General features: G+C 62.8%; 17 protein-coding genes. 10 read left to right on the forward strand and 7 right to left on the reverse strand.

The genetic code is table 11. From position 1 onward, the window contains the following. Positions 1–117 precede the first annotated feature (117 nt). The 4 genes from D6Z24_RS04550 (at position 118) to D6Z24_RS04565 (ending at position 7669) form a co-directional block, all read left to right on the forward strand. Positions 118–2169 carry a serine protein kinase PrkA gene (locus D6Z24_RS04550; protein WP_129125334.1) on the forward strand — a complete coding sequence of 684 codons (2052 nt, stop codon included), beginning with the start codon at positions 118–120 and terminating at the stop codon, positions 2167–2169. Positions 2170–2369: 200 nt separating this feature from the next. Further along, on the forward strand, positions 2370–3731 hold the full coding sequence (locus tag D6Z24_RS04555) for a DUF444 family protein (RefSeq protein ID WP_129125335.1): 1362 nt from the start codon (positions 2370–2372) through the stop codon (positions 3729–3731). A gap of 9 nt (positions 3732–3740) precedes the next feature. Further along, on the forward strand, positions 3741–5366 hold the full coding sequence (locus tag D6Z24_RS04560) for a SpoVR family protein (RefSeq protein WP_129125336.1): 1626 nt from the start codon (positions 3741–3743) through the stop codon (positions 5364–5366). Positions 5367–5380: 14 nt separating this feature from the next. Then, positions 5381–7669: a serine protein kinase PrkA gene (locus D6Z24_RS04565; RefSeq protein ID WP_129125337.1), complete on the forward strand. Its 2289-nt coding sequence runs from the start codon at positions 5381–5383 to the stop codon at positions 7667–7669. A 153-nt stretch (positions 7670–7822) separates the two neighbouring features. Here the strand turns inward: D6Z24_RS04565 and D6Z24_RS04570 are convergent, their stop codons facing one another. The 5 genes from D6Z24_RS04570 to D6Z24_RS04590 all read right to left on the reverse strand — a co-directional run bounded on the left by D6Z24_RS04570 (position 7823) and on the right by D6Z24_RS04590 (position 12345). After that, positions 7823–9004 carry a methyl-accepting chemotaxis protein gene (locus D6Z24_RS04570; protein ID WP_129125338.1) on the reverse strand — a complete coding sequence of 394 codons (1182 nt, stop codon included), beginning with the start codon at positions 9002–9004 and terminating at the stop codon, positions 7823–7825. 211 nt (positions 9005–9215) lie between these two features. After that, positions 9216–10106, reverse strand: a complete 891-nt coding sequence (sucD, locus tag D6Z24_RS04575) for a succinate--CoA ligase subunit alpha (protein WP_129125339.1) — start codon at positions 10104–10106, stop codon at positions 9216–9218. 45 nt (positions 10107–10151) lie between these two features. Continuing rightward, on the reverse strand, positions 10152–11309 hold the full coding sequence (sucC, locus tag D6Z24_RS04580) for an ADP-forming succinate--CoA ligase subunit beta (RefSeq protein ID WP_129125340.1): 1158 nt from the start codon (positions 11307–11309) through the stop codon (positions 10152–10154). Positions 11310–11516: 207 nt separating this feature from the next. Next, the gene (locus tag D6Z24_RS04585; protein ID WP_246014557.1) at positions 11517–11843 is read right to left on the reverse strand and encodes a hypothetical protein; all 327 of its coding nucleotides are present in this window, start codon (positions 11841–11843) and stop codon (positions 11517–11519) included. A gap of 19 nt (positions 11844–11862) precedes the next feature. Then, entirely contained in the window at positions 11863–12345 is a 483-nt protein-coding gene (locus tag D6Z24_RS04590) for a DUF4124 domain-containing protein (RefSeq protein WP_129125341.1), read from the reverse strand. Positions 12346–12542: 197 nt separating this feature from the next. Between D6Z24_RS04590 and msrB the strand changes: the two genes are divergently transcribed. The 5 genes from msrB (at position 12543) to corA (ending at position 17124) form a co-directional block, all read left to right on the forward strand. Continuing rightward, positions 12543–13058: a peptide-methionine (R)-S-oxide reductase MsrB gene (msrB, locus tag D6Z24_RS04595; RefSeq protein ID WP_129125342.1), complete on the forward strand. Its 516-nt coding sequence runs from the start codon at positions 12543–12545 to the stop codon at positions 13056–13058. Between the two features lie 26 nt (positions 13059–13084). Next, positions 13085–13690 carry a peptide-methionine (S)-S-oxide reductase MsrA gene (gene msrA / locus D6Z24_RS04600; RefSeq protein WP_129125343.1) on the forward strand — a complete coding sequence of 202 codons (606 nt, stop codon included), beginning with the start codon at positions 13085–13087 and terminating at the stop codon, positions 13688–13690. Positions 13691–13791: 101 nt separating this feature from the next. Then, a complete protein-coding gene (gene polX / locus D6Z24_RS04605; protein WP_129125344.1) occupies positions 13792–15516 on the forward strand; it encodes a DNA polymerase/3'-5' exonuclease PolX in 1725 nt (574 codons plus the stop codon). 26 nt (positions 15517–15542) lie between these two features. Beyond that, complete coding sequence (locus D6Z24_RS04610; RefSeq protein WP_129125345.1) at positions 15543–16013, forward strand: EVE domain-containing protein; 471 nt, start codon at positions 15543–15545, stop codon at positions 16011–16013. Positions 16014–16059: 46 nt separating this feature from the next. Beyond that, positions 16060–17124, forward strand: coding sequence for a magnesium/cobalt transporter CorA (gene corA, locus D6Z24_RS04615; RefSeq protein ID WP_129125346.1), 1065 nt, complete (start codon positions 16060–16062; stop codon positions 17122–17124). A 6-nt stretch (positions 17125–17130) separates the two neighbouring features. On the opposite strand, the gene D6Z24_RS04620 is transcribed toward corA, so the two are convergent. Further along, positions 17131–19851 (reverse strand): EAL domain-containing protein, encoded by a 2721-nt coding sequence (locus D6Z24_RS04620; protein ID WP_129125347.1) that lies wholly within the window; start codon positions 19849–19851, stop codon positions 17131–17133. 90 nt (positions 19852–19941) lie between these two features. Further along, positions 19942–22584 (reverse strand): aminopeptidase N, encoded by a 2643-nt coding sequence (gene pepN / locus D6Z24_RS04625; RefSeq protein ID WP_129125348.1) that lies wholly within the window; start codon positions 22582–22584, stop codon positions 19942–19944. A 190-nt stretch (positions 22585–22774) separates the two neighbouring features. Between pepN and D6Z24_RS04630 the strand changes: the two genes are divergently transcribed. Then, a complete protein-coding gene (locus D6Z24_RS04630; RefSeq protein WP_129125349.1) occupies positions 22775–23680 on the forward strand; it encodes a CopD family protein in 906 nt (301 codons plus the stop codon). The last annotated feature ends 4 nt before the right edge of the window (positions 23681–23684 follow it).

Genomic DNA, 23684 nt, shown 5'->3' on the forward strand with positions numbered 1-23684 from the left:
CGGAACCACTCCCCTAAAGACTTTGCAAAAGTAAAGGGGGCGGGCGTATAATTTTTTTTGGATATCAAAATCAATTAAGACGGAAAAACCGCAGCTTAATAACACGCGGAGGGAACCATGACAGCGAAGAACGAAACGCTCCGTCAGCACCTGGCCGCCGTCAAGGCGGGAGAAAGGGTATTCGAAAACGCCTTCCAGGGGATCATCAGGATGATCCTGGAGCCGGGGTTCGAGAAGGTCGTCGTGAACGGCAAGACGACCTACGACTTCAACATCTTCCGGACCGGGCGCAAACACACCATCGGCATGTACGACGAGATCAACAGCTTCGTCTCCTTCGTGAAGGACGCGGCCGAAGGTGGCTCCAGCAAGGAGATGGCGTTCGTACTTGTGGGGGAACCGGGCAACGGCAAGACCTTCTTCGTGGAGTTTCTCTGCGGCAAGTACCGCAACTTCCTGCAAGGTCGCAACCGGAAGTACAGCTTCAGGTTCCTGAACATGGATCAGCTCGGGAACTACGGCCGCATCCGGGAGATCGACTCGGAGACGTACGAAGACCCCATGATCCTCGCCATGAACCTCTTCGAGGACCCGGAGGAGAGCCGCCGCTTCATCGGCGAGCAGGGGTTCTCGGAGGTCGAGCTGGACAACCTGTACCGGAACTACCGGCCGCTCGGCGCGAGCACCGGCTACATCCTGAACGAGATCCGGATGCACCACGACAACGACATCGAGAAGGTGCTCGACTCTATCGCGGTGCTACCGGTCCCGATGAGCGAGAGCCTCGGCACGTTGACCGGCAAGTACCCGGCCAAGGACAAGATCACCTCTTCGGCGGTCGACCTCCTCGGCGAGGAGTCGATACAGCGCCTCTTGCACCTCTCCGACACCAACAACCCGTACCGCTTCGACCTGCGTCGCGGCGCACTCGCCCGCGTGGCGGGCGGCGGCATCCACTTCTCGGATGAGATCTTCAAGAACAAGAAGGACCTGGTGCAGGTGTACTTGGGGGTGATCCAGAACCGCGCCATCGAGATCGACGGGTACAAGTGGCCCATCGATTCCATGATCATCGCGACGAGCAACAACTCCGAGTTCAACCGGTTCCTGGCGGAGAAGGAGGAGGCGCCGATCGTCGACCGCTGCCGCATCTGCTACGTCTCCCACAACACCAATTACCGGATGCAGGAGGGGCTCACCGCTTACGCCATCGGCGGCGAGTCGAAGACCACCCTCACCAAGGAAGAGCTGCACCAGGACCCGAACCTCAATTACGCGGCATCGGTGGGGGTCGTGCTGACCAGGCTCCCGAGATCGGAAAAACTCACCCCGATCGAGACCATGAAGCTCGCCGCGGGCGAGGTGGCCGGCGAGAAGAGCATCAAGGCGCTCGCCGAGGTGATCGACACGCTCGGGCAGGAGCCGGACATCACCAAGCGCTTCGGGCAGCGCGGGCTCGGGCACCGCAGCCTCGGGAGGAGCATCCAGATTTTGAAGGAGAGCTCGGAGACCAACGAGGGGCGCTGCATGGTCGCCTACGACGTCTTCAAGAGCCTCGAGCGGGTGGTGCTTGACTACGTGGTCGAGCCGAACGAGCGGGCCAAGTACCTCGAAGACCTGAAGACCGGTAAGAAGCTATACCGCGAACGGATCATGACCGAGATGTTCAACGCCTACATGGACGAGCCTTTCGCGATCAAGAAGGACGTGCAGAACTACGTCAACATGATCATAGGCATCGACGCCGAGAACCTGGGGCCGGACCGGATGTGGAAGTACAAGGACCCGCAGAGCGGCGAGCTGAAGGCCTTGAAGATCGACGAGCGCTACGTGAAGAGCGTCGAGGAGCGCATCGGCCTCAAGACCGAGGAGCAGCGTGCCTCGTTCCGGACCTCGATCAGAAAGATCTACGGCCAGAAAATCTCGGTGGACCCGAGCTACGACTTCATGGACAACCTGGAGCTGGTGAAGGCGGTCACCGACGTGCGGCTGAAATCCGACATCGCCGGCGCCGGGAGCCTCATCGGGGCGCTGGCCAACCGGACCAACGAGGAGAACCAGAAGCTCTACGACAGGATGATCGTCACCATGCTAGGAAAACTCGGCTACTGCCGCACCTGCGCCCAGAAGACCATCGAGTACTTCTGCACCCAGGAGGACGAGAGCTAGCTCAGTGATGCCGGCGAAAGCCCGATCCCTCTCCCCCCGGGAGAGGGTGGCCGGAGGCCGGGTGAGGGCGTTGCCGCGAAGAGACGGATTGCAGGGGACTGATGCCCTCACCCCTGCCCCTCTCCCGAAGGGCGAGGGGGTGGACGCAAACGATAGGGGCGAATGATCATTCGCCCGCCTTTATAGAGGCGGCAGACGCCATGAAAGATCCTCAAAAATACCTCGAAGAGCTGAAGGCCAAGGGGCTCGAGCCCGAGCGCGAGGAACGCTTCAGGGAGGAGCTGCGCGTGACGAGGGAGTTCCCTCCTGACCGCGGGCACGGTCCTTTCCCCGACTTCTCCCGAAGCCTCTACGCCTGGCAAGACCTCGCCGTCCTCATGGGGCAGGAGCGGGTGCCGAACCCTTACCAGCTCCACATGAAGGCGCTGGACGATCTTCTGGAAAGGGACCGGCAGCGCGAGAAGGACGGCTTCCCCAGGAAGATCCGGGTGGGGCGGCTTATCAAGCCGGGCAAGGCGGGTAAAGGGAAAATCGTCGTCGTCCCCTCGACGGAAGAGGAGAAGTTCCTTCACGACCCGACCATCCGCCCTCCCGGTGAGGGGGGCTCCACCGGCGGCTCCGGCAAGGGTGAGGAAGGTGAGGTCATCGGCGAGCAGAAGGTGCGCGAGACCGGCGAAGAACCGGGGCAGGGGCCCGGCCAGGGTGAGGGGGAGGCCCACGAGATGGGCGCCTCGGCTTACGAACTCGGGCGGGTGCTCACCGAACAGTTCCAGCTCCCGAACCTGAAAGAGAAAGGGAAGAAGCGCTCCTTCACCCGCTACATCTACGATCTCACCGACCGCAACCGCGGCTCGGGGCAGGTGATGGACAAGAAGGCGACGCTCAGAAAGATCGTCGAAACAAACATCTCGCTCGGCAACCTGCCCGACCCGGCCGACCTCGATCCCACCCGGTTCCTCATCTCGCCGCGGGACAAGGTCTACCGCATCTTCTCGCAGGAGAAGGATTACGAGCCCCAGGCCATGGTCTTCTTCCTGCGCGACTACTCCGGATCCATGGCGGGCAAGGTGACCGAGCTCGTGGCAACCCAGCACGTGATGATCTACAGCTGGCTTTTGTACCAGTACGCGGGGCAGGTGGAGTCCCGTTTCATCCTGCACGACACCGAGGCGAAGGAGGTGCCGGACTTCGACACTTACTACAACTCGCGCGTGGCGGGGGGGACCGAGGTGGCGAGCGCCTACCGCCTGGTGAACGAGATCGTGGAGAAGGAAAACCTTGCCGCCGACTACAACATCTACGTATTCCACGGCACCGACGGCGACGACTGGGACACCGGCGGCGACAAGTCGATCCCCGAGCTGGTGAAGATCCTAAGCTACGTGAGCCGCATGGGGGTCACCATCGCCGAGCACGCCGGTACCCAGTGGACCGAGGTGGCGCGCTACCTTGAGAACTCCGGGCTCCTGCGCGACAAGCCCGACCTTTTGCGCATGGACATCATGCACGAGGACGCCGAGGAGGCCAGGGTCATCGAGGGGATCAAGCGACTCATCTCGTAAGAGGCAGTCATGGAACTCATCAACCAACATACCAAAGCGATCATGGAAGGGTGCAAGGAGCGGGCGCGGGCCGCCGGGCTCACCTTCACCGACGAGAGCCTCGAGTACATCGTCACGAACCGCGACCTGATCGAGCTCTCCCCGAAGGTAATGATCCCGACGCTCTACGACTACTGGGTGCACGACGTCGAGGTGCTCCGCGGCAAGGGGGAGTACGAGCTCTACCCGCACAACCCCTACGAGACGGTGATCAATACCCGTCCCCCCATCTCCTTCTACAACGACAACAACCCGGACTGGCTCAACGTGATGATCTTCTATCACGTGCTGGGACACATCGACTTCTTCCAGAACAACCTCTACTTCCGCCACACCTGGGAGTACGACTTCACCGGTCAGGCCCTTTCCGACAAACGGGTCATCGCGAAGCTGAGAGCGGAGAAGGGGCGCTGGGTCGACTACATCCTCGAGTTCGCCCGCTCCATCGACAACCTCGTGGCCTACCACGACGAGCTTTCCCCGCTCTTCGCGGCGCCGGAGGCCGCCACCTCGAGCCGGCTCGACTACTACTTCGACGTGTTCTTGCAGGTGGAGAAAAAGCTCCCGGTAGGCGATTACCTGAAAGAGGTGGCGCGTTACAACGAGGCCATCGCCCAGAACAGGGAAGAGGGGGAGCGCATCTTCTTTGCCGAGGTGACCGCGAAGTACCCGGAAATGGAAGCGCATTTCGCCAAGGCGCAGAACGTCAAAAGGGTGGAGCGCCGCGACCTCATGAAGTTCCTGATCGAGAACTCGGAGTTCCTCGCCCGCGACGAGAACCAGTGGATGCGCAGCGTCCTCGAGGTGGTGAGAAAGACCTCGATCTTCTTCCAGCCGCAGATCCGCACCAAGATCATGAACGAGGGGTGGGCGAGCTACTGGCACGAGAAGCTCTTCCTCGTCGATGACCGCATCAAGGGGCACGAGGTCGACTTCGCCCGCGTTCACGCCGGGGTCACCTCGATGCCGCGGGTGGGGATGAACCCGTATGCGCTCGGCATGCGCCTCATGTACCAGCTGAAGGAGGCGGGGGACAAGGGGAAGACCGGTTACGAGTTCAACCGTCTCTCGGACCGCGAGCAGAGGCGGCACTTCGATACCGAAGCCGGCAAGGGGGAAGAGTACCTCTTCAAGATCAGGAGCAACTACTGCGATTACCTCTTCATCAAGGACTTCATCGACCAGGACTTCACCGACCGCTACGACCTTTTCGTGACCGGCAAAAGGCTCGACCCGCAGCGCATGGTCTGGCAGTACTACGTGAAGAGCCGGGACGCCGGGGAGTATCGCGACATGGTGCTCGCCTCGCTTTACCACCCGCCCCACATCGAGATCGCGCCGGAGCGGGGCGAGGAGGGGAGCCTTTATCTGGTGCATCATTTCGAAGGAAAGCAGCTCGTTTCCGAGTACATCGCCAACACCATGGTGGGGATCGAATACCTTTGGGGGGCGCCGGTGCAGCTCGAAACGAGCGAGGCGCACATCGAGCAGCCGCGCGGCGGCGCAGGGCGTGATGGGATGGAAGAAGCGGACATCACCTGGCAGCGGGTGGTCTACACCATGAAGGACAAGGTTCTCAGCCGGCAGGAACTGTGACAGGCGGATAAGCTATGCCAGATCTAGAGACAGTCATGAAGCAGTTGAGCCGCACCATCGTCGAGCACAAGAAGGCGGCGAACATGTCGTTCGAGGAGTATATGCGTCTCGCCACGGAGCAGCCGGAACGGGTGATGCGCAACATCTTCCAGCTTTTCCACGACATGGTGCAGAGCTACGTGAACGAAGGGAACGACGAGTATCCCGAAGACCCGGAGTCCATCAACTTCGTCCCGTACGACACGGGGAAACTCTTCGTGCGCGACTCCGACCGCCCCTTCTTCGCGGACCGCCTGTTCGCCAACCGCTTCATGAACCATGTGGCCGCCATGAAGAGCGGGGCGCGCCAGAACAAGATCTACATCTTCGAGGGGCCGCCGGGCTCCGGCAAGAGCACCTTCCTGAACAACCTCCTGATGAAGTTCGAGGAGTACGCGAGCACCGAGGAGGGGAAGACCTACGAGGTGGTGTGGCACCTCGACCGCCGCGTCCTGGCGAGCTTCAAGGAGCACCAGGTGAGCGCCTTCGTCGAGAAGCTTTCGCACCTTCTGGACGAATACGAACTGGAAACCCACGACCACATCGACCCGCGGGCGCTGTTGCGCGGCGGCGACGTCGTCGAGGTCCCCTGCCCGTCGCACGACAGCCCGCTCCTCATGATCGACAAGGCGCAGCGCCGGGCCTTCTTCGACGACCTGTTCCAGAACGATTCCTTCAAGTGGAAGCTCTTCACCGAGAAGGAGTACGACTGGGTCTTCCGCGACTCCCCGTGCACCATCTGCACCTCCATCTTCCAGGCACTCTCTGCGCGGCTCGAGGACCCGGCCGAGATCTTCAGCATGATCAAGGTGCGTCCCTACCGCTTCAACCGCAGGCTCGGCGAGGGGATCACGGTCTTCAACCCCGGCGACAAGTCGATGAAACAGAACATCCTGACCAACGACATGCTGCAGAGGAAGATCGATCTCCTTTTAGGGGACAGCAACGAGGTGAAGTACCTCTTCTCGAACTTCGCAAAGACCAACAACGGCATCTACGCCCTCATGGACGTTAAGTCTCACAACGCGGAGCGGCTCCTCGAACTGCACAACATCATCAGCGAGGGGATCCACAAGGTGGAGGACATCGAGGAGAACGTGAGGAGCCTTTTCATCGCTCTCATGAACCCCGAGGACGAGCGGAGCATCGAGGGGGTACAGTCCTTCTCGGACCGCATCGAGTTCATCAACATCCCCTACGTCATGGACCTGAACACCGAGGTGGAGATCTACCGCAACATCTTCGGCAAGCACATCGATGCGAGCTTTTTGCCGCGGGTTTTGCACAACTTCGCCCGGGTCATCATCTCCACCAGGATGAACGTGAAGTCCGACGCGCTTTTGGAATGGATCGGGGACCCGGAGAAGTACCGCCTCTACTGCGACGAGAACCTGCAGATCCTGAAGATGGAGATCTACACCGGCCACATCCCGGACTGGCTCTCCGAAGACGACAGGAAGAGGCTGAACGCGAAGCGGAGGAAGAAGATCATCGCCGAGAGCGAGCACGAAGGGGACCACGGCTTCTCGGGGCGCGAGTCGATCAAGATCTTCTCCGACTTCTACGCCGCCTACGCGCGCAAGGACAAGATGATCAACATGAACAACCTGTCCACCTTCTTCACGAGATGGCACAAGGAACTCAAGGAGTCGATCCCGGACGGCTTTATGGAGAGCCTCGTGCACAACTACGATTACGTGGTGCTCCAGGAGGTGAAGGAGGCGCTCTACTACTACAACGAGGCGCAGATCGAGCGCGACATCCTGCACTACATGTTCGCGGTGAACTTCGAGCCGGGCGCCGTCGAGGTCTGCCGCTTCACCGGCGAGAAGCTCGAGATCACCGAGGAGTTCCTGGCCTCGATCGAGCGGCGCCTCCTGGGGGCGAAGGTGGAGGACGAGGCGCGTCTCGCCTTCCGCCAGGAGACCCAGCGCGAATACACCGGCCGGACCCTGACGCAGGAAATCATGGTCGAGGGGAGAAGGGCCCAGGAGACCCAGCTATACCAGTCGCTGCACGACCGCTACGTCTTCAACCTGAAGGAAAAGGTGCTCGAGCCGTTCCTAGAGAACGCGAACTTCCGCCGCGCCATCAAGGACTTCGACACCGAGGCCTTCAAGACCTACGACAAGAGGATCCGCGACGACGTCACCTTCCTGATCAACAACCTGAGCTCCGAGAAGTTCAAGTACACCAAGCAGTGCGCCAAGGAGATCTGCGTGTACGTAATCGACAACGACCTGGCGCGCAAGTTCCATGTGTGATCAATTGACAATGGACCATTGACAATTGACAACTAAACCCGCTGTGCCTCGGGAGCAAAAACAAGGGGGATGACTGCGATGCCTTTCGGCGGCGGTCCATCCCCCATTTTTGTTTGCGGCTAAGTTGTCGCCCAGGTTCTTCGCTTTACGTCGTCAATTGGTTTTAAACCGGTTCACCATCTCCTGCAGCGACTGTGCGGAGCGGGCGAGTTCCTCGGCGGCGAGGGCCGACTCCTGGGCTCCGCTCGCCGTCTCACGCACCACGTCCATGATCTGTCGCATGCTCTCGGAAATGTCGTTGGTCGTCGCGGATTGCTCCTCGGCGGCGGTGGCCACCTGGGATACGTCGTCCAGCAACGGGGTGATCTGTTCCTTGATGGTGCCGATGGCCCGGCTGGAGTGATGCACGTCTTCCGTCCCGCTTCTGACGCTCGTCGCGCTCCGCTCCATGAGCCCCACGACGTTTCTTACATCCCCCTGCAGCGATGCGATGATGGTCTGGACTTCCCTGGTCGACGAGGTTGTCCGCTCGGCAAGCCTTCTCACCTCGTCCGCCACGACGGCGAAGCCGCGCCCCTGCTCTCCGGCCCGCGCCGCCTCTATGGCGGCGTTCAGTGCCAGGAGGTTGGTCTGATCGGCGATGTCCTGGATGGCCACCACGATGTCGCCGATCTTGTCGGAGTTGGTCCCCAGTGCTTTCACCGCCTCGACGGTACCGGTAACCATCGTCTCGATTTCATCCATCACCGCGATCATCCGGGCGATGGTCTCTTCCCCTTTGCTGGTGGCGCTGTTGGTGCTGCCGGCGCGCTCGGCCATCTTCTGGCAGCTCTCGGCGATGTTGTTGCTCACCCCGGCCATTTCCCCGACCGCACTCGAGACCGAGTGCGACTGGTGCGAGGCATGCTCGGTTCCCTGGGCGATCATGGTAGAGGTGCTGCTCAGATCGTTGGAGGCGCTGGTCAGGTGATCGGCGGTTTGCTGAATCCCCGCGATCATGCCGCGCATCGAGCCTTGCAGCTTCTGCAGGGCACGCAGCATCTGGCTGATCTCGTTGCGGCGGTTGATGACGATTTCCTCGCTCAGATCGCCCTGCGCCATGGTCTCCAGGTAGCCGACCGCCCTTACCAGAGGAGTCCTGATCGACCAGATGTTGATACAGCCGAAGATCCCCCCCAGCACGATGAAAAGTGCGACGGAGCCGTACTTGATGATGATCGAGTCTGCCTGGGCTGCCCATGCTGCCGCGATGAGACAGAGGCTGTAGCAAAAGCACAAGAGGCTCAGCCTGAATTTGATGGTGAGGTTTAGGTAGTAGTTCCAGATTTGAGTCATTTCCATCTCCTTGCGTTGCAGCCGCTGCCAATGAAACAGTTCCTCACGCCTAGCAGTGATCCTTTAACGGACATGGCTCTTATCGGGGGAGGAGGTTCGAACTTGAACGTTTCTTCAAGGATAACAACGGAGTTAGAGGAAAATAATGCAAAAAAAGGGGCACCCAGCCGATGCTGAGTGCCCCTCTGTACATGTAACGTCGCCGGGTCGGTTATCCTTTTTCCTTCCCTTTCGCCGCCATCGCCATCTGCATCGCCTCTCCCATCCTCGTCGGGCTCGATGCCACGATGACGCCGCACTCGGTAAGGGTGCGGATCTTGTCTTCCGCCTTCCCCTTGCCGCCGGTGATGATGGCGCCGGCGTGCCCCATCCTCTTGCCCGGCGGGGCGGTCACCCCCGCAATGAAGGCGGCCACCGGCTTCTTCATGTTCTCCTGGATCCAGTGCGCCGCCTCTTCCTCAGCGGCCCCGCCGATCTCGCCTATCATGAAGACCCCTTCGGTACCCGGGTCCTCGTTGAAGAGCTTGAGCACGTCGACGAAGTTCATGCCGATGATGGGGTCTCCCCCGATCCCGACGCCCGTGGACTGGCCGAGGCCCGCGTCGGAGAGCTGCTTCACCGCCTCGTAGGTCAGCGTGCCGCTGCGCGAGACGACGCCGATGCTCCCGGGTTTGTGGATATGGCCAGGCATGATGCCGATCTTGCATTCGCCGGGGGTTATGACGCCGGGACAGTTGGGGCCGACAAGGCGCATCTTGCTCTGCTTGAGGATCGCCTTCACCGGGACCATGTCCCGGACCGGGATCCCCTCGGTTATGCAGACGGCGAGCTCGAGCCCCGCGTCAGCCGCCTCGAGGATGGCATCCGCCGCGCCCGGGGGCGGAACGAAGATCATGGATACGTTGGCGTTGGTGTATTTCACGGCCTCGGCCACCGTGTTGAAAACCGGGATCCCCTCGATGTGGATCCCGCCTTTGCCCGGAGTCACCCCCGCGACGATGTTGCTGCCGTACTCGCGGCACTGCTGGGTGTGGAAGAGCCCGCTGCGGCCTGTGATCCCTTGGACCACGATTTTCGAGGATTTATTTACCAGTATGGACATGTCGCTATCTCCCTGAAGTTTCGATCCCTACCCCTTTGGGGGGAGCTATCCAAGCATACCCACGATCTTGGAGGCCGCGTCGCCCAGGTTGTCGCTGCACTGGACGTTCAGGCCGCTCTCGGTGAGGAGGCGTTTCCCCTCCTCGACCTGGCTGCCGTCCATGCGCACCACGATGGGGAGGGTGCAGTTCACCTCGCCGGCCGCCTCGATGATGCCGTGGGCGATGACGTCGCAGCGCATGATGCCGCCGAAGATGTTGACGAAGATCCCTTTCACGTCGGCGTCCTGCAGGATGATCTTGAAGGCCTCGGCGACCTTTTCACGGGTGGCGCCGCCGCCGACGTCGAGGAAGTTCGCGGGCTCGCCGCCGTACTCCTTCAGGACGTCCAGGGTGGCCATGGCAAGCCCGGCGCCGTTCACCAGGCAGCCGATCGAGCCGGAGAGCTTGATGTAGGCGAGGTCGTACTTGCCGGCGTTGATTTCGAGCGGGTCGAGCTGCGAGTAGTCCATCATGTCGGGGTACTCGCGGTGCCTGAAGATGGCGTTGTCGTCGAAGGTGATCTTCGCGTCCATCGCCATGAGCCATCCGGCCCGCGTCACGACCAGCGGGTTGATCTCCACGAGCGCGCAGTCCTTCTCCAGGCAGACGCGGTAGAGGTTGAGGATCAGGTTGACGCAGTCCTCGCAGACGCTGCCTGAGAGCCCCAGTTGCAGTGCGATCCACCGCGCCTGATAGGACCTGAGACCGGTGAAGGGATCGATGGTGAGGGTGTGGATCTTCTCCGGGGTCTTGCTGGCGACCTCCTCGATCTCCATCCCCCCTTCGGCGGAGGCGATCAGGACGTAGCGGGAACTGCTGCGGTCCAGCGTTATGGAGAGGTAGAACTCGCGCGCGATGTCCACCGCCTCCTCCACGAGGATGCGGCGCACCTTGAGCCCCTCCGGACCGGTCTGCGGCGTGACGAGGGTCTTGCCGAAAAGCTCCTTCGCGTATTCCTGTGCCTGTTCGGGATGGTGGATCAGCTTGACGCCGCCTGCCTTGCCACGGCCACCGGCGTAGATCTGGGCCTTGACGACGCAGCGGCCTCCCATCTCTTTGGCGGCTCGTTCCACCTGATCGGCGGTGAGCGCCACGCGGCCACGCGGGATAGGGATGCCGTACGCATTCAGTATCTCCTTGGCCTGATACTCATGAATGTTCATCACGATCTCCTCTGATGCGGCTATGGATTTTCAGAGCTTGCGGGGTAAGCGTCCGTTCTGCTTGTCTTTATCGCCAAGCGGCATGTGGGACTTATCGGCAGCAACGGGTGGAATTTCAAATTAAGAGTAAATAGTAACATAGTTTAAAAAAAAGGAGCCCGATGGGGCTCCCGTTTTGACCGCAGTTACGACTATTCGGATGAGGTGCTAAGGCAAGGTCTGCAGCGAGCGGTGCACCTCGAAGCTTTCCGTCCCCCTGGTGCAGTGCAGCTCCACCTCCGAGACCGCCCTGAAATTGCCGCCGGGATTTTTGCGCGCCGCCCTTGCCTGGCGTTCGCGCGCGATGATCTTGCATTGGGCGAGGACCGCGTTCACGTCGCTTCCGGTGACGTCGGCCACCTCGAAGCGGTGCTTGCGCGCCACGATCCCTTCCCCCTGGGTGCTAAAGATGTTGCCGCGGCAAAAGAGTTCCTCCGCGCCGGCGGTGCCGGTCAGCAAAAGAAGCAGGATTGCCGGTGCCATGGATCTCTTCACGGGGTTCCTCCGGGGCGTATTATTCGTCCGCCGCGTTGATCCGCGCCCTGCGGGCCGCCCGGCGTTCGGCGAAGCTGGTGGGGCGGCGAGAGGATGGCGTGGTCGCCTGCGGCTGCGGTGCCGGCTGAGGCTGAGCTACAGCGGCCGGCCCAGGCGGGGGCGTCGCCGGTTGCCCGGCAGCGGCTGCGGCAGGATCTGGTGAGGGGGCCGCGGTGGGCGGTGCGGCAGGCTGCGCGGTCGCCGGAGCCGGCAGCGCCAGTGGCGCCCTTGCCGTGGCGGACGCCACCGGTTGCGCCGGTGCAGCGGGCTGCGCGGTGGCGAGGCCACCCAGCTTGCCCGTGGCCACGTCCAGGACCCGAGCCTTTTTCAGGTACTTCGCAGGGATCTCGTGCAGGCTGTTGGTGTAAAACCTGGTTCCCTTGTTGTCTTTCCAGGTGTAAATGTCGGCCGACGCGGCGGTGGCCGAAAACGTGAGCAGCAATAATGCCAGAAGCGCCTTCATCTTCCCTCCAGATGCTGACTTGCAGCGTTACCTATTATTCAGGATAAGCTCTCCCTGTTCAACCCCAAACTGGCATTACTCTTCGGCAAAGAGCGATGAATCTTCAGTCCGGAGCTGCCATGCAATAATTGACGCCGTATGTTATCCTGAGTCTGTGCAACAGAAGACGTTCCAACAGTGTAGAGGAGGCAGACGCCATGAAGAAGGCCGGACTGATAATGGGCTTTTTGTTCTTTCTGGCGACGGCATTAGGTATCGAGGCCGACGCCGCTTCCAAGCTCAAAGTGTACTCCGCGGAAAAGGGGAGTTATATCATGACTGAAGAGGTAGTAAAGACCAACGCGGAATGGAAGAAGATACTCACTCCGGAGCAGTACCACATCCTCCGTGAGAAAGGGACCGAGCGCGCCTTCACCGGCAAATACGCGACGACCCATGACCACGGGGTTTACCGTTGCGCCGGGTGCGGGCTCGACCTGTTCAAGTCGGAGGACAAGTTCGAGTCGGGCACCGGGTGGCCAAGCTTCACCCGTCCCATCGCGCCGGAGAACGTGAAGACGGCGGTGGACAGAAGCTTCTTCTCCACCAGGACCGAGGTCCTTTGCCGCCGCTGCGGCGGGCATTTGGGTCACGTCTTCAATGACGGTCCGAAGCCGACCGGGCTGCGCTACTGCATGAACTCAGCGGCGCTGCAGTTCGTGGCGACCAAGTAGCTGAAGGCTGTTTTGGAGAGACGACTATGAAAACTCTGACTGCAGTGACGCTTGCCTTCCTGTTCCTGCTGACGGCGGCGGGTTCGCTGCCGGCCGCCCCGCTGCAGAAGGCGACCTTCGCCGGGGGGTGCTTCTGGTGCATGGAGCACCCCTTCGACGAACTGCCGGGGGTGGTTTCCGTCACCTCCGGGTACACCGGCGGACATACCAGGAACCCGACCTATGAGGAGGTTTCCGCGGGAGGCACCGGCCACGCCGAATCGGTGCAGGTCATCTACGATCCCGGGAAGATAAGTTACGACAAGCTCCTCACGCGCTTCTGGCACAACATCGACCCGACCTCCAAGGACCGCCAGTTCTGCGACTCAGGACACCAGTACCGCAGCGCCATCTTCTATCACGACGAGGAGCAGCGCCGTCTGGCGCTCAAGTCCAAGCAGGCCCTCGAGGCGAACAAGCCGTTCAGGGGGGCGATCGTGACCGAGATCGTACCGGCGACTGAGTTCTATCCGGCCGAGGAATATCACCAGCACTATTACAAGAAGAACCCGTTGCGGTACTCTTACTACCGCTTGAGCTGCGGCCGCGACCACAGGCTGAAGGAGCTTTGGGGCGACCAGGCCGGGCACTGAGCTAGACGACGGAGACGAAATCGCATCGCACCACCCGCCTTGATCGTTCGTGCAGCGTCCCCTCCCCCGGAGGGGGAGGGCTAGGGAGGGGGGAGGTCCGTATGAAAAACCGCGAGATAGCGCGGATCTTCGATGAGATCGCCGACATCATGGAGATCCGGCAGGACAACATCTTCAAGATCAGGGCCTACCGCAGGGCGTCCCTGAACCTTGAAGGGCTGAACCGCGACCTCGCCCAGATGACGCACAAGGAGCTCCTGGAGATCCCGGGTGTGGGGGCGGACCTCGCGGCGCGCATAGAGGAATACCTGCAGACCGGCGCCATGGCCTACTACGAGCAACTGAAGAAGGAGATCCCGGCGGGGGTGTTCAACATGCTGGCCGTCCCGGACCTGGGCCCGAAGACCGCCAAGGCGATCTACGACGCCCTGCAGATAGCGAGCCTCGAAGAGCTGGAGAAGGCCGCCCTGGAACACCGCTTGAGCGGCATCAAGGGGATAAAAGAGAAGACCGAGGAGAACATTCTCAAGGGGATACAGGCGGTGAAGCGGGGGCGCGAGCGCCAGCCGCTCGGGCGCATGCTGCCGGCGGCCGAAGAGCTGGTGGCGGCGCTTAAAGAAAAGGCGCCCATCGAGCGCATCGAGGTGGCCGGGAGCATCCGGCGTCGCCGCGATACCATCAAGGACATCGACATCGTCGCCACCTCTCCCGATCCCGCGGCTGTGATGGAGGCCTTTCTCGGCCTCACCCAGGTGCACGACGTGATCATGAGGGGACCGACCCGGGCCAGCGTCACGATTCGGGAGGGGGTGCAGGTGGATCTGCGCGTGGTCGAGCCAGCCTCGTACGGCGCGGCGCTCGCCTACCTGACCGGTAGCCAGTCCCACAACGTTCGCTTGAGGGAGATGGCGCAGAAACGTGGGCTGAAGATCAACGAGTACGGCATCTTTCGCGAGGAGGACAACGCCCGGCTCGGGGGCGAGAACGAGGAGGACATCTACCGCCTGCTGGAGCTTTCCTTCGTCCCTGCGGTTTTGCGCGAGGACTTAGGTGAGATCGAGGCGGCGCTCAAGGGGCGGCTGCCGCGACTGATCACCGCGCAGGATGTGCAGGGGGACCTCCACGTCCACTCCCGTTGGAGCGACGGCGCCCACGGCATCGCGGAGCTCGTCGAGGCCGCCCGGCTCAGGGGGCTCTCCTACATCGCTGTTACCGACCATTCCCAGGGGCTCGGCGTCGCCCGCGGTCTCACCGTGGAGCGCCTCATGGAGCAGCAGGCGGAGATCCGGGCACTGAACCGGGAGCTCGTCGGTTTCCGGGTGCTGCACGGCACCGAGATGGACATCCGCAATGACGGCTCCCTTGATTTTCCCGACGAGGTGCTGGCGAAGCTCGACGTGGTGGTGGCATCGATCCATTCCGGCTTCAACGGGACGAAGGAAGCGATGACGGCGCGCATCGTGGCCGCCATGCGCAACCCGCACGTGCACATCATCGCGCATCCGACCGGCCGCATCATCGGGGAACGTGAGGGGTACCAGCTCGACATGGAAGAGGTGCTGCAGGTCGCGAAGGAGACCGGGACGGCGCTCGAGATCAACGCCTATCCCCTGCGGCTCGACCTCGAGGACCGCTACGTGCGCCGCGCGAAGGAACTCGGCGTGAAGATCGCCATCAACACGGACACGCACGCGAAGCTGCAGTTCGAGACTCTGCCTTGGGGAATTTCCGTGGCACAGCGCGGCTGGCTCGAGCGGGAGGACGTGCTGAACACGCTGTCGGCGGAGGAACTGCTGAAGCGGTTGAAAAGGAAGAAAACGAAGTGAGGAGCACAATGAAAGGAACACAAGACATGCCAAACTACTGGCTCTTCAAGAGCGAACCCTCCAGTTTCTCCCTCGACGATCTCAAAAGCCGTCCCGATGCCACCGAGCACTGGGACGGGGTCCGCAACTTCCAGGCGCGCAACTTCCTGCGCGACCAGATCAAGGTCGGTGACCAGGTCCTCTTCTACCACAGCAACATCGCGGAGCCCGCCGTCGTGGGGCTCGCCGAGGTGGTGCGGGAAGGGTATCCCGACTTCACCGCTTTCGACCCCGCAAGCAAGTACTTCGATCCGCGCAGCAATCCGGAAAAGCCGACCTGGTTCATGGTGGACGTACGCTTCGTGCGCGCATTGCCGCGGCCGGTGACCCTGGCGGAGCTGAAGACCATCCCGGAACTCTCGGAGATGGCTCTCTTGAACCGCAGCCGCCTGTCGGTCCAGCCGGTGCGCAAGGAAGAGTGGGACAGGATCATGAAGCTCGCCGGCATCGCCCCCTGAAGTACCGCGCGGAACATAGCACCTGGAACATAGAACCGGGGTTCCCATGACATCCATAAAGAAGCGCTCGAAAAAGGCGGGCCTTGCGCCGGGCACGCTGATCCATATGGGGCGCGCCAAGGCGGGCGCCACCAGGGTGGACCTGGTGGAATACGACGCGACCCACCTCGAGAAGCACGTGGTCTCTTCCCTGGACCGCTGCCTGATCCGGCCGGACGCACCGACCGTCTCGTGGGTCAACGTGGAGGGGCTCTCCGACCTGGAGGTACTCAGGCACTTCGGGAGTTGCTACGGCATCCATCCGCTGGTCCTCGAGGACATCCTTGCCACGGACCAGCGCCCGAAGGCCGCCGACTACGGGGACTACCTCTACGTTGTCTTGAAGATGATCGAACTGGACGACGCGACGGGGGAGATCAAGAGCGAGCAGGTGAGCCTGGTCCTGGGGCGAAACTACCTCATCTCGTTTCAGGAGGGGCTGGAGGGGGACGTGTTCGAGCAGGTCCGCAACCGGCTCGGCAATGAGAAGGCGCGGCTGAGGGGCATGGGGGCGGACTTCCTGCTGCACGCCCTTTTGGACGTGATCGTGGACCACTACTTCCTGGTGCTCGAGAAGCTCGCCGACCGGATCGAGGACCTCGAGGACGAGGTGATCGAAAATCCCGCCCCTGCCACGGTGCAGTCCATCTACCACCTGAAGCGGCAGATGCTCTTCCTGCACAAGGCGGTCTGGCCGCTGCGCGAGGTGGTGAGCGGCCTGCAGCGGCGCGACTCCCGGCTCATCGACGACGCCACCATCATCTACCTAAGGGACCTCTACGACCACACCGTCCAGGTGCTGGACACCCTGGAGACCCTGCGGGACATGCTCTCCGGCATGCTGGACATCTACCTCTCGAGCGTCTCGAACCGGCTGAACGAGGTGATGAAGGTGCTCACCATCATAGCCACCATCTTCATGCCGCTCGCCTTCGTGGTGGGTTGGTACGGCATGAACTTCAAAAACATGCCCGAGCTGGACTGGAGCTTCGGGTACCCCATGGTCTTCATCCTCTGCCTCACCATCGCCGGCGGCATGCTCATCTATTTCAGAAGGAAGCGCTGGCTGTGAGGTGTCCTATCGGCTCGAGTGCAGCAGCGCGTAGTGCCTGAAGGCCTCCCCCACGTTCTCCTTGATGTCGTTCTCACCCCACGGTTTGTACATGACCTTGTAGACCGCCCCGAGGTTGACCGCATTGGTGATCGCGTTGATGTCGGCGTACCCGGAGAGCATGATGCGCACCGTGTCCGGGTAGAGCTCCCTCGCGCGGCGCAGAAACTCGGCGCCGTCCATCCCGGGCATCCTGAAGTCGGAAAGGATCACCAATACCCGGTTGAGCGACAGCAGTTCGAAAGCCTCCTCCGCGCACGTCGCCGTAAGCACGTTGTATCCCTCATCGAGAAGCACACGCTGCAGCGCCCCGAGGATCCCCTCGTCGTCGTCCACCACCAGCACCGTTTTTTCCGGGCATACGGCTCCCGGCTCGCGGACCCGGAGCAGCCTTTGTTCCGCGAGGAGCCTTTCGAACTCACCCGCCGGGACCGGCTTGCTGAGGAAATACCCCTGGATCTCGTCGCACCCCTGGCTCTGCAGGTAGTTCAACTGCCCCTGGGTCTCCACCCCCTCGGCGATCACCTTGAGGTGCAGGCTGTGCGCCATGGAGATTACCGCCTTGGCGATGGCGGCGCTGTCGGGATCGCGGGTTATCTCCCGCACGAAGGACTTGTCGATCTTAAGCTTGTCGAAGGGGAAGCGCTTCAGGTATCCGAGGCTTGAATAGCCGGTCCCGAAGTCGTCCATGGCGAGGGTGAGCCCCATCTGCTTCAGCTCCCCAAGCACGGCGGTGACCCGAGTCGCATCCTGCATCACCATCCCCTCGGTGATCTCCAGCTCGAGCAGATGCGGTTCGAGCCCGGTCTCGGCGAGGACCTGCGCCACCACCGCGGTTATGTCATGCTGCCGGAACTGGCGCGGCGACAGGTTGACGGCCACGGGGGGGGACGGTATCCCGGCGTCGCGCCAGGCGCGGTTCTGGGCGCAGGCCGTCTTCAGCACCCAGGCCCCGATGGAAAGGATGAGGCCGGTCTCCTCGGCGAGCGGGATGAAGGTGTCGGGGGGGACCACCCCGAGCTCCGGGCTGTGCCAGCGTAAAAGGGCCTCCATCCCGACCACGGCGCCGGAGGAGAGGCTCGCCTTGGGCTGGTAATAGACGACGAACTCCTGACGCTCCAGGGCGTGGCGCAGGTGGTTTTCCAGGGTCATCCGGGCGAGGGATCGCGCGTTCATCTCGCCGGTGTGGAACTGGAAGTTCTGGTGCCCCAGTTCCTTGGCGCGGTAGAGCGCGGCCTCGGCGTTGCGCAAAAGCGTCGGCGCGTCCTCGCCGTCCCTGGGATGTACCGCGATACCGACGCTCGCCGTCACCGCCACCTCCCGCCCCGCAAGCCGTACCGGGCGGGCCACTGCCTCCTGGAGCTTGCCGGCGATGAGGGCTGCGTTGTCGGAGGCGGCGGGATCCGAGATGAGCACCACGAATTCGTCGCTGTCGCGGCGCGCCACGGTGTCTTCGGCCCTGACGCAGCCGGCCAGGCGTTCGGCGATCACCTTGAGCAGGCGGTCCCCCTCGTCGTGGCCGATGGCGTCGTTCACCGCCTGGAAGCTGTCCAGGTCCAGCATGAAAAGTGCGACTTCGCGCCGCTCCCGGCGGGACATAAGCAGCGCCTGGCGCATGCGGTCGGCGAGCAGGTTGCGGTTCACGAGCCCGGTCAGGAGGTCGTAGCTCGCCTGGTATTCGAGCTGCTCTTCGTATCGCTTGCGCTGGGTGATGTCCTCGAGGGACTCGATCACCGCCAAGAGCTTCCCGCTCCCGGAGCGGACCGGGGCGGCGTCGAACACGATGTAGCGGTCCTGCCCGTTCAGGTCGCTGTACCACCCCTCGGCCTGGAGCCCTTCCGGGATGAGATGGGACTGCCGCACCTGCCCGCACCCCTCGCGCGCCCTTTCCAGTTCGCCGGTGATCACGAGGTCGGCGAGGACCGGGGTAGGGGAGGGGTAGAAGGCTTGCCAGGCGAGGTCCGTCCCGACCATCTCCCGCGACGTCCTGCCGGTCAGCTCCTCGCAGGCGCGGTTCCAGATCAGCACGCGATGCTCGGGATCCAGCACGAAGACGGGGACGGCGCTTTGCTGCAGGAGGCTCCCCAAAAGAGCATGCTGTTCCTCGGCTGCGGCGAGCGCGCGTTTCAGGGGCCTGATGTCGCGGACTATCGCGATGAACTTCCCGCCGCGCGGCAGTTCCAGCTCTCCCACCGATACCTCCACGGGGAGGAGGGTGCCGTCCCGGTGCCGGCCGCGGCTCTCGCCGGGGGGACGCCGCCAGGAAAGGGGCGCTTCGCTTTGGGCGATTTCGGGCAGGACGAGGAGGATGTCGCGTCCCTCCATTTCGCCGGCGGCGTAGCCGAAGATGGTTTCGGCGGCGTGGTTCAGGGTGTAGATGGTCCCGTTCGCGTCGAAGAGGATCACCGCTTCGGCGATGGAGCGAAGTACCGTCCGGGCCGTGGCCGATTCCCGACGCGCGAGGAGTTCCAGCGGACGTGCGATGAGCCACCAGACCGCCGGGGCGCTCAGGGCGGTAAGGAAAAGGGCGTCGGTGAAGACCGCGGGGAACCCGTCAAGGGAGGGGAACAGGTAGGAAAGAAGGGACATCACCACGGATTCGGTGACGAAGGTGACCATGAGGAGCAGGCCGAGGATGGCCAGCGGCCGCGCGGTCAGCAGGTTGTCTTGAGGCGTGGTTTCTTTCATAGGTCGGCCGATAAGCGGCTCCTCCGTCCAAAGTGGTTCCGGATGAGCTACTTATCGGCCGCTTTTTCATTATCTGAAGGGGATAGGAACCTACAGGCTCTTCTCCGCCAGCTCGTAGACGTCGCGGGCAAGCCCGGGCTCGGCGAGGATGCGCTCCAGCTCCTTCTTCATCAGCTCCTGGCGGGCTGCGTCGAAGCGGCGCCAGCGGCTGAACGGGGTGAGCATGCGCGCGGCGATCTGCGGGTTGATCGCGTTCAGGCGCAGGATCTGGTCGGAAAGGAAGCGGTAACCCCGACCGGAGGCGTCGTGGAAACGGACCTGGTTCGCCTGGCTGAAGGCGCCGACCAACGAGCGCACCCGGTTCGGGTTGCGGATGTCGAAGTCGGGGTGCTCCAGGAGTGCGAGCACGCGGTCCATGGTGTCGGGAAGGCGCGAGGTCGCCTGCAGCGAGAACCACTTGTCGATGACGCCGCGGTCGCCGCGCCATTTGTCGTAGAAAAATCGGAGCGCCTCGTCGCGCTCAGGGCAGGCGCATCCGGCCAGGGGCGCGAGGGCACCGAGGGAGTCGGTCATGTTGTCGGCGCCTTTGAACTGGGCCATGCACATGTCTACGGCGTCCTGCCCGCCTGCGGCCATCAGGTAGGAAAGGCAGAGGTTTTTAAGCCTGCGGCAACCGGCGAGCCCGTCGTCGGGGCGGTAGGGGGCGGCGGGCGCGCAAGTCTCGCGCACGCGCAATAGCTCGGCGGACAGCCTCTCGCCAACCGTCGCGCGCACGAGCTCGCGGGCCGCGTGGATCGCCGAGGGATCGATCACCTCCATCTGCTCGGCGAGGTAACTCTCGGCGGGGAGGGTGAGCGCCTCGGCGAGGAAGGCCCGGTCCTGGCGGTCGTCGTCTAAAAGCCTGCGGAACGACTCGATGAAGCTTTCGGAAACGCGTGCATCGCGCCCCGTCTGGAAGTCGGCGACGAGCCCCATGATCTGCTTCACCGCCTGCACCTGTCCCGCCTCCCAGCGCACGAAGGGATCGCTGTCGCGGGTCATGAGGAGGGTGAGGTCCTCGTCGCTGTAGGGGTAGTCGAGCTTCACCGGGGCGGAGAAGTTCCTGTTCAGCGAGGGGACCGGGCGGCTCGAGAGCCCCGTGAAGACGAAGTTCTCCGTCTCCCGGGTAAGTTCAAGCACCCGCTGCGTCCCGGACGGGGCGGCTTCACCTGCGAGCGCAAGCGGAAGTTCGTTCCCGTCTCGGTCCAAAAGCCCCATGGCGAGCGGCATGTGGAAGGGCTTCTTCTCGGGCTGCCCCGGCGTCGGCGGGCAGCTCTGCGTGACGGTGAGGGTGTAGCTGCCGCTTGCCGCGTCCCAGGCGTCGGTGACCGTGAGGACCGGGGTGCCGGCCTGGTCGTACCAGAGCATGAACTGCGAGAGGTCGCGCCCGCCGGCGTCCGCCATCGCCTGCACGAACTCGTCGACCCGGACCGCCTGGCCGTCGTGCCGCTCGAAGTAGAGGTCCATCCCCTTGCGGAAACCCTCCCGGCCGAGCAGGGTCTCGAGCATCCGGATCACCTCGCCACCCTTGTGGTACACGGTCATGCTGTAGAAGTTGTTGATCTCGACGTACGACTCCGGGCGCACCGGGTGGGCCAGGGGCCCCGCGTCCTCGGCGAACTGGGCGCTTCTCAGGCTCTTCACGTCGGCGATCCTCTTCACCGGGCGCGACTGCATGTCGGCCGAGAATTCCTGGTCGCGGAAGATGGTGAGCCCCTCCTTCAGCGAGAGCTGGAACCAGTCGCGGCAGGTGATGCGGTTGCCGGTCCAGTTGTGGAAGTACTCGTGCCCGATCACCTCCTCGATCGCCTGATAGTCGTCGTCGGTGGCGCTCTCCGGGCTTGCCAGCACGTAGCGCGAGTTGAAGACGTTCAAACCCTTGTTCTCCATGGCGCCCATGTTGAAATCGTCCACCGCGACCACCATGTAGACGTCCAGGTCGTACTCGCGGCCGAACTTCTCCTCGTCCCAGCGCATCGCGTTCGCGAGCGAGAGAAGCGCGTGGCCGCACTTGTCGCGGTTTCTCTCCTCGACGTAGATCTCGAGCGTCACCTCGCGCCCGCTCATGGTGGTGAAGCGATCCGAGATGTGCACGAGGTCGCCTGCGACGACCGCGAAGAGGTAGCTCGGCTTCTTGAAGGGGTCGCACCAGACGGCGTAGTGGCGCCCGTCCGGAAGGTCTCCCTTTTCCACGCAGTTGCCGTTGGAAAGAAGGACCGGGCAGGCCGCCTTGTTGGCCCTGAGCGTCACGGTGTAGACCGCCATGACGTCGGGGCGGTCCAAAAAGTAGGTGATGCGCCGGAACCCCTCCGCCTCGCACTGGGTGCAGAGCATGGGGCCGGAGGCGTAGAGGCCGGAGAGGGCGGTGTTCGCCGCGGGGTTTATCCTGGTGGTCACTTCGAGGACGAAGCGCTCCGGCGGTGCCTCGATGACGAGCCTTTCCTCCTCGACCCGGTAGCGCTCGGGTGCCAGCTCGGCGCCGTCCAGCTTCAGCGACAGCAGGGTCAGCTCCTCGCCGTCCAAAACGAGCGGGCGCGGAGCCGCGCCGCGGTCGTGGTTGCTGCGCAGGGAGAGGCGCGAGACCACCCGGGTCTCTTCCGGATCGAGGTCGAACTCCAGTTCGACTGACTCAATCAGGTAGTCGGGAACGGTGTAGTCTTTCTGATGGATGGTCTGGTGCCGGCACTGTGACATGGTTTCCCTCTCAAGGTGGTATTTACGCTGGACAAGGGAGCTATTGTACCGGCACGGCACTCTCTTTTCAACGCCCGGGCGCTCTTAGTGGGATATTCCTGCCATAGCCCGTAGCGTTTTGAGAGAAAACGTCGCCGGGGTAATGGGGGAAATGTTGACTTTACAGGTAGATGGGGATATACAGGTGCGCATGAAAAGAGCCCTCCTCCTGATCCTTTTCGTTTCCTGTCTCTGGACGGCCGTCCCGGCCGCCGCCACCGAAATTTACGCGCAGCAGACCGGCAAGAGCTGCGAGGTCTGTCACCTCGACCCGGCAGGCGGCGGGGAGCTCACCGCGGCGGGCAAACAATTTGCCGCCTCCCGCACCGCGAAGAGCGAGGCGCCCGCCATGGGGGGCGCCGCCAAGGCCTTCCGTTTCGTGGTCGGCTATCTGCACATGCTTACCGCCATCCTCTGGTTCGGCACCATCCTCTACGTCCACCTCGTGTTGAAGCCGGCTTATGCCGCGGGTGGGCTGCCGCGGGGCGAGGTCCGGGTCGGCGTCCTTTCCATGGTCGTCATGGGGGTCACCGGCGCCGTGCTCACCCACTTCCGCATCACCTCACTGGACATGCTGCTGCACACCCGTTTCGGGGTGCTGCTTTTGATAAAGATCTCCCTCTACCTGGTCATGGTCCTTTCCGCCGCCTACGTGGTCCTCTTCATCGGGCCGAAACTCAAGGCGAAACGGAGGGAGCCGGTCGCCCTTCCCGCCGGGAGCGAACTGACCGTGGACGAACTCGGCTCCTTCGACGGCAAGGAGGGGCGTCCCACCTGGTTCGCCTACGACGGGAAGCTCTACGACGCGAGTGCCAGCCGCCTCTGGAAGCAGGGAGTGCACATGGGGCGCCACAACGCAGGCGAAGACCTTAGCGAGGCGCTCAAGCTCGCGCCGCACGGCCCGGAGAAGGTGCTCGCCATGCCGCAGGTGGGGACGCTCTCGACCGGAGAGCGCAAGGCCCCACTGCACGAGCGGGTCTTCTTCTTCATGGCCTACATGAACCTCAGCATCGTCTTCCTCATCGTGCTGATACTGTCGCTCTGGCGTTGGGCCTGACGCG

The organism is Geomonas oryzae, assembly GCF_004117875.1.
Taxonomy (GTDB): Bacteria; Desulfobacterota; Desulfuromonadia; order Geobacterales; family Geobacteraceae; genus Geomonas; species Geomonas oryzae.

What these genes read in the sequence shown, in the direction of transcription:
- D6Z24_RS04550 (WP_129125334.1), top strand. Translation starts at nt 118, where the DNA reads ATGACAGCGAAGAACGAAACGCTCCGTCAGCACCTGGCCGCCGTCAAG.
- D6Z24_RS04555 (WP_129125335.1), top strand. Translation starts at nt 2,370, where the DNA reads ATGAAAGATCCTCAAAAATACCTCGAAGAGCTGAAGGCCAAGGGGCTC.
- D6Z24_RS04560 (WP_129125336.1), top strand. Translation starts at nt 3,741, where the DNA reads ATGGAACTCATCAACCAACATACCAAAGCGATCATGGAAGGGTGCAAG.
- D6Z24_RS04565 (WP_129125337.1), top strand. Translation starts at nt 5,381, where the DNA reads ATGCCAGATCTAGAGACAGTCATGAAGCAGTTGAGCCGCACCATCGTC.
- D6Z24_RS04570 (WP_129125338.1), bottom strand. Translation starts at nt 9,004, where the DNA reads ATGACTCAAATCTGGAACTACTACCTAAACCTCACCATCAAATTCAGG.
- sucD (WP_129125339.1), bottom strand. Translation starts at nt 10,106, where the DNA reads ATGTCCATACTGGTAAATAAATCCTCGAAAATCGTGGTCCAAGGGATC.
- sucC (WP_129125340.1), bottom strand. Translation starts at nt 11,309, where the DNA reads ATGAACATTCATGAGTATCAGGCCAAGGAGATACTGAATGCGTACGGC.
- D6Z24_RS04590 (WP_129125341.1), bottom strand. Translation starts at nt 12,345, where the DNA reads ATGAAGGCGCTTCTGGCATTATTGCTGCTCACGTTTTCGGCCACCGCC.
- msrB (WP_129125342.1), top strand. Translation starts at nt 12,543, where the DNA reads ATGAAGAAGGCCGGACTGATAATGGGCTTTTTGTTCTTTCTGGCGACG.
- msrA (WP_129125343.1), top strand. Translation starts at nt 13,085, where the DNA reads ATGAAAACTCTGACTGCAGTGACGCTTGCCTTCCTGTTCCTGCTGACG.
- polX (WP_129125344.1), top strand. Translation starts at nt 13,792, where the DNA reads ATGAAAAACCGCGAGATAGCGCGGATCTTCGATGAGATCGCCGACATC.
- D6Z24_RS04610 (WP_129125345.1), top strand. Translation starts at nt 15,543, where the DNA reads ATGCCAAACTACTGGCTCTTCAAGAGCGAACCCTCCAGTTTCTCCCTC.
- corA (WP_129125346.1), top strand. Translation starts at nt 16,060, where the DNA reads ATGACATCCATAAAGAAGCGCTCGAAAAAGGCGGGCCTTGCGCCGGGC.
- D6Z24_RS04620 (WP_129125347.1), bottom strand. Translation starts at nt 19,851, where the DNA reads ATGAAAGAAACCACGCCTCAAGACAACCTGCTGACCGCGCGGCCGCTG.
- pepN (WP_129125348.1), bottom strand. Translation starts at nt 22,584, where the DNA reads ATGTCACAGTGCCGGCACCAGACCATCCATCAGAAAGACTACACCGTT.
- D6Z24_RS04630 (WP_129125349.1), top strand. Translation starts at nt 22,775, where the DNA reads ATGAAAAGAGCCCTCCTCCTGATCCTTTTCGTTTCCTGTCTCTGGACG.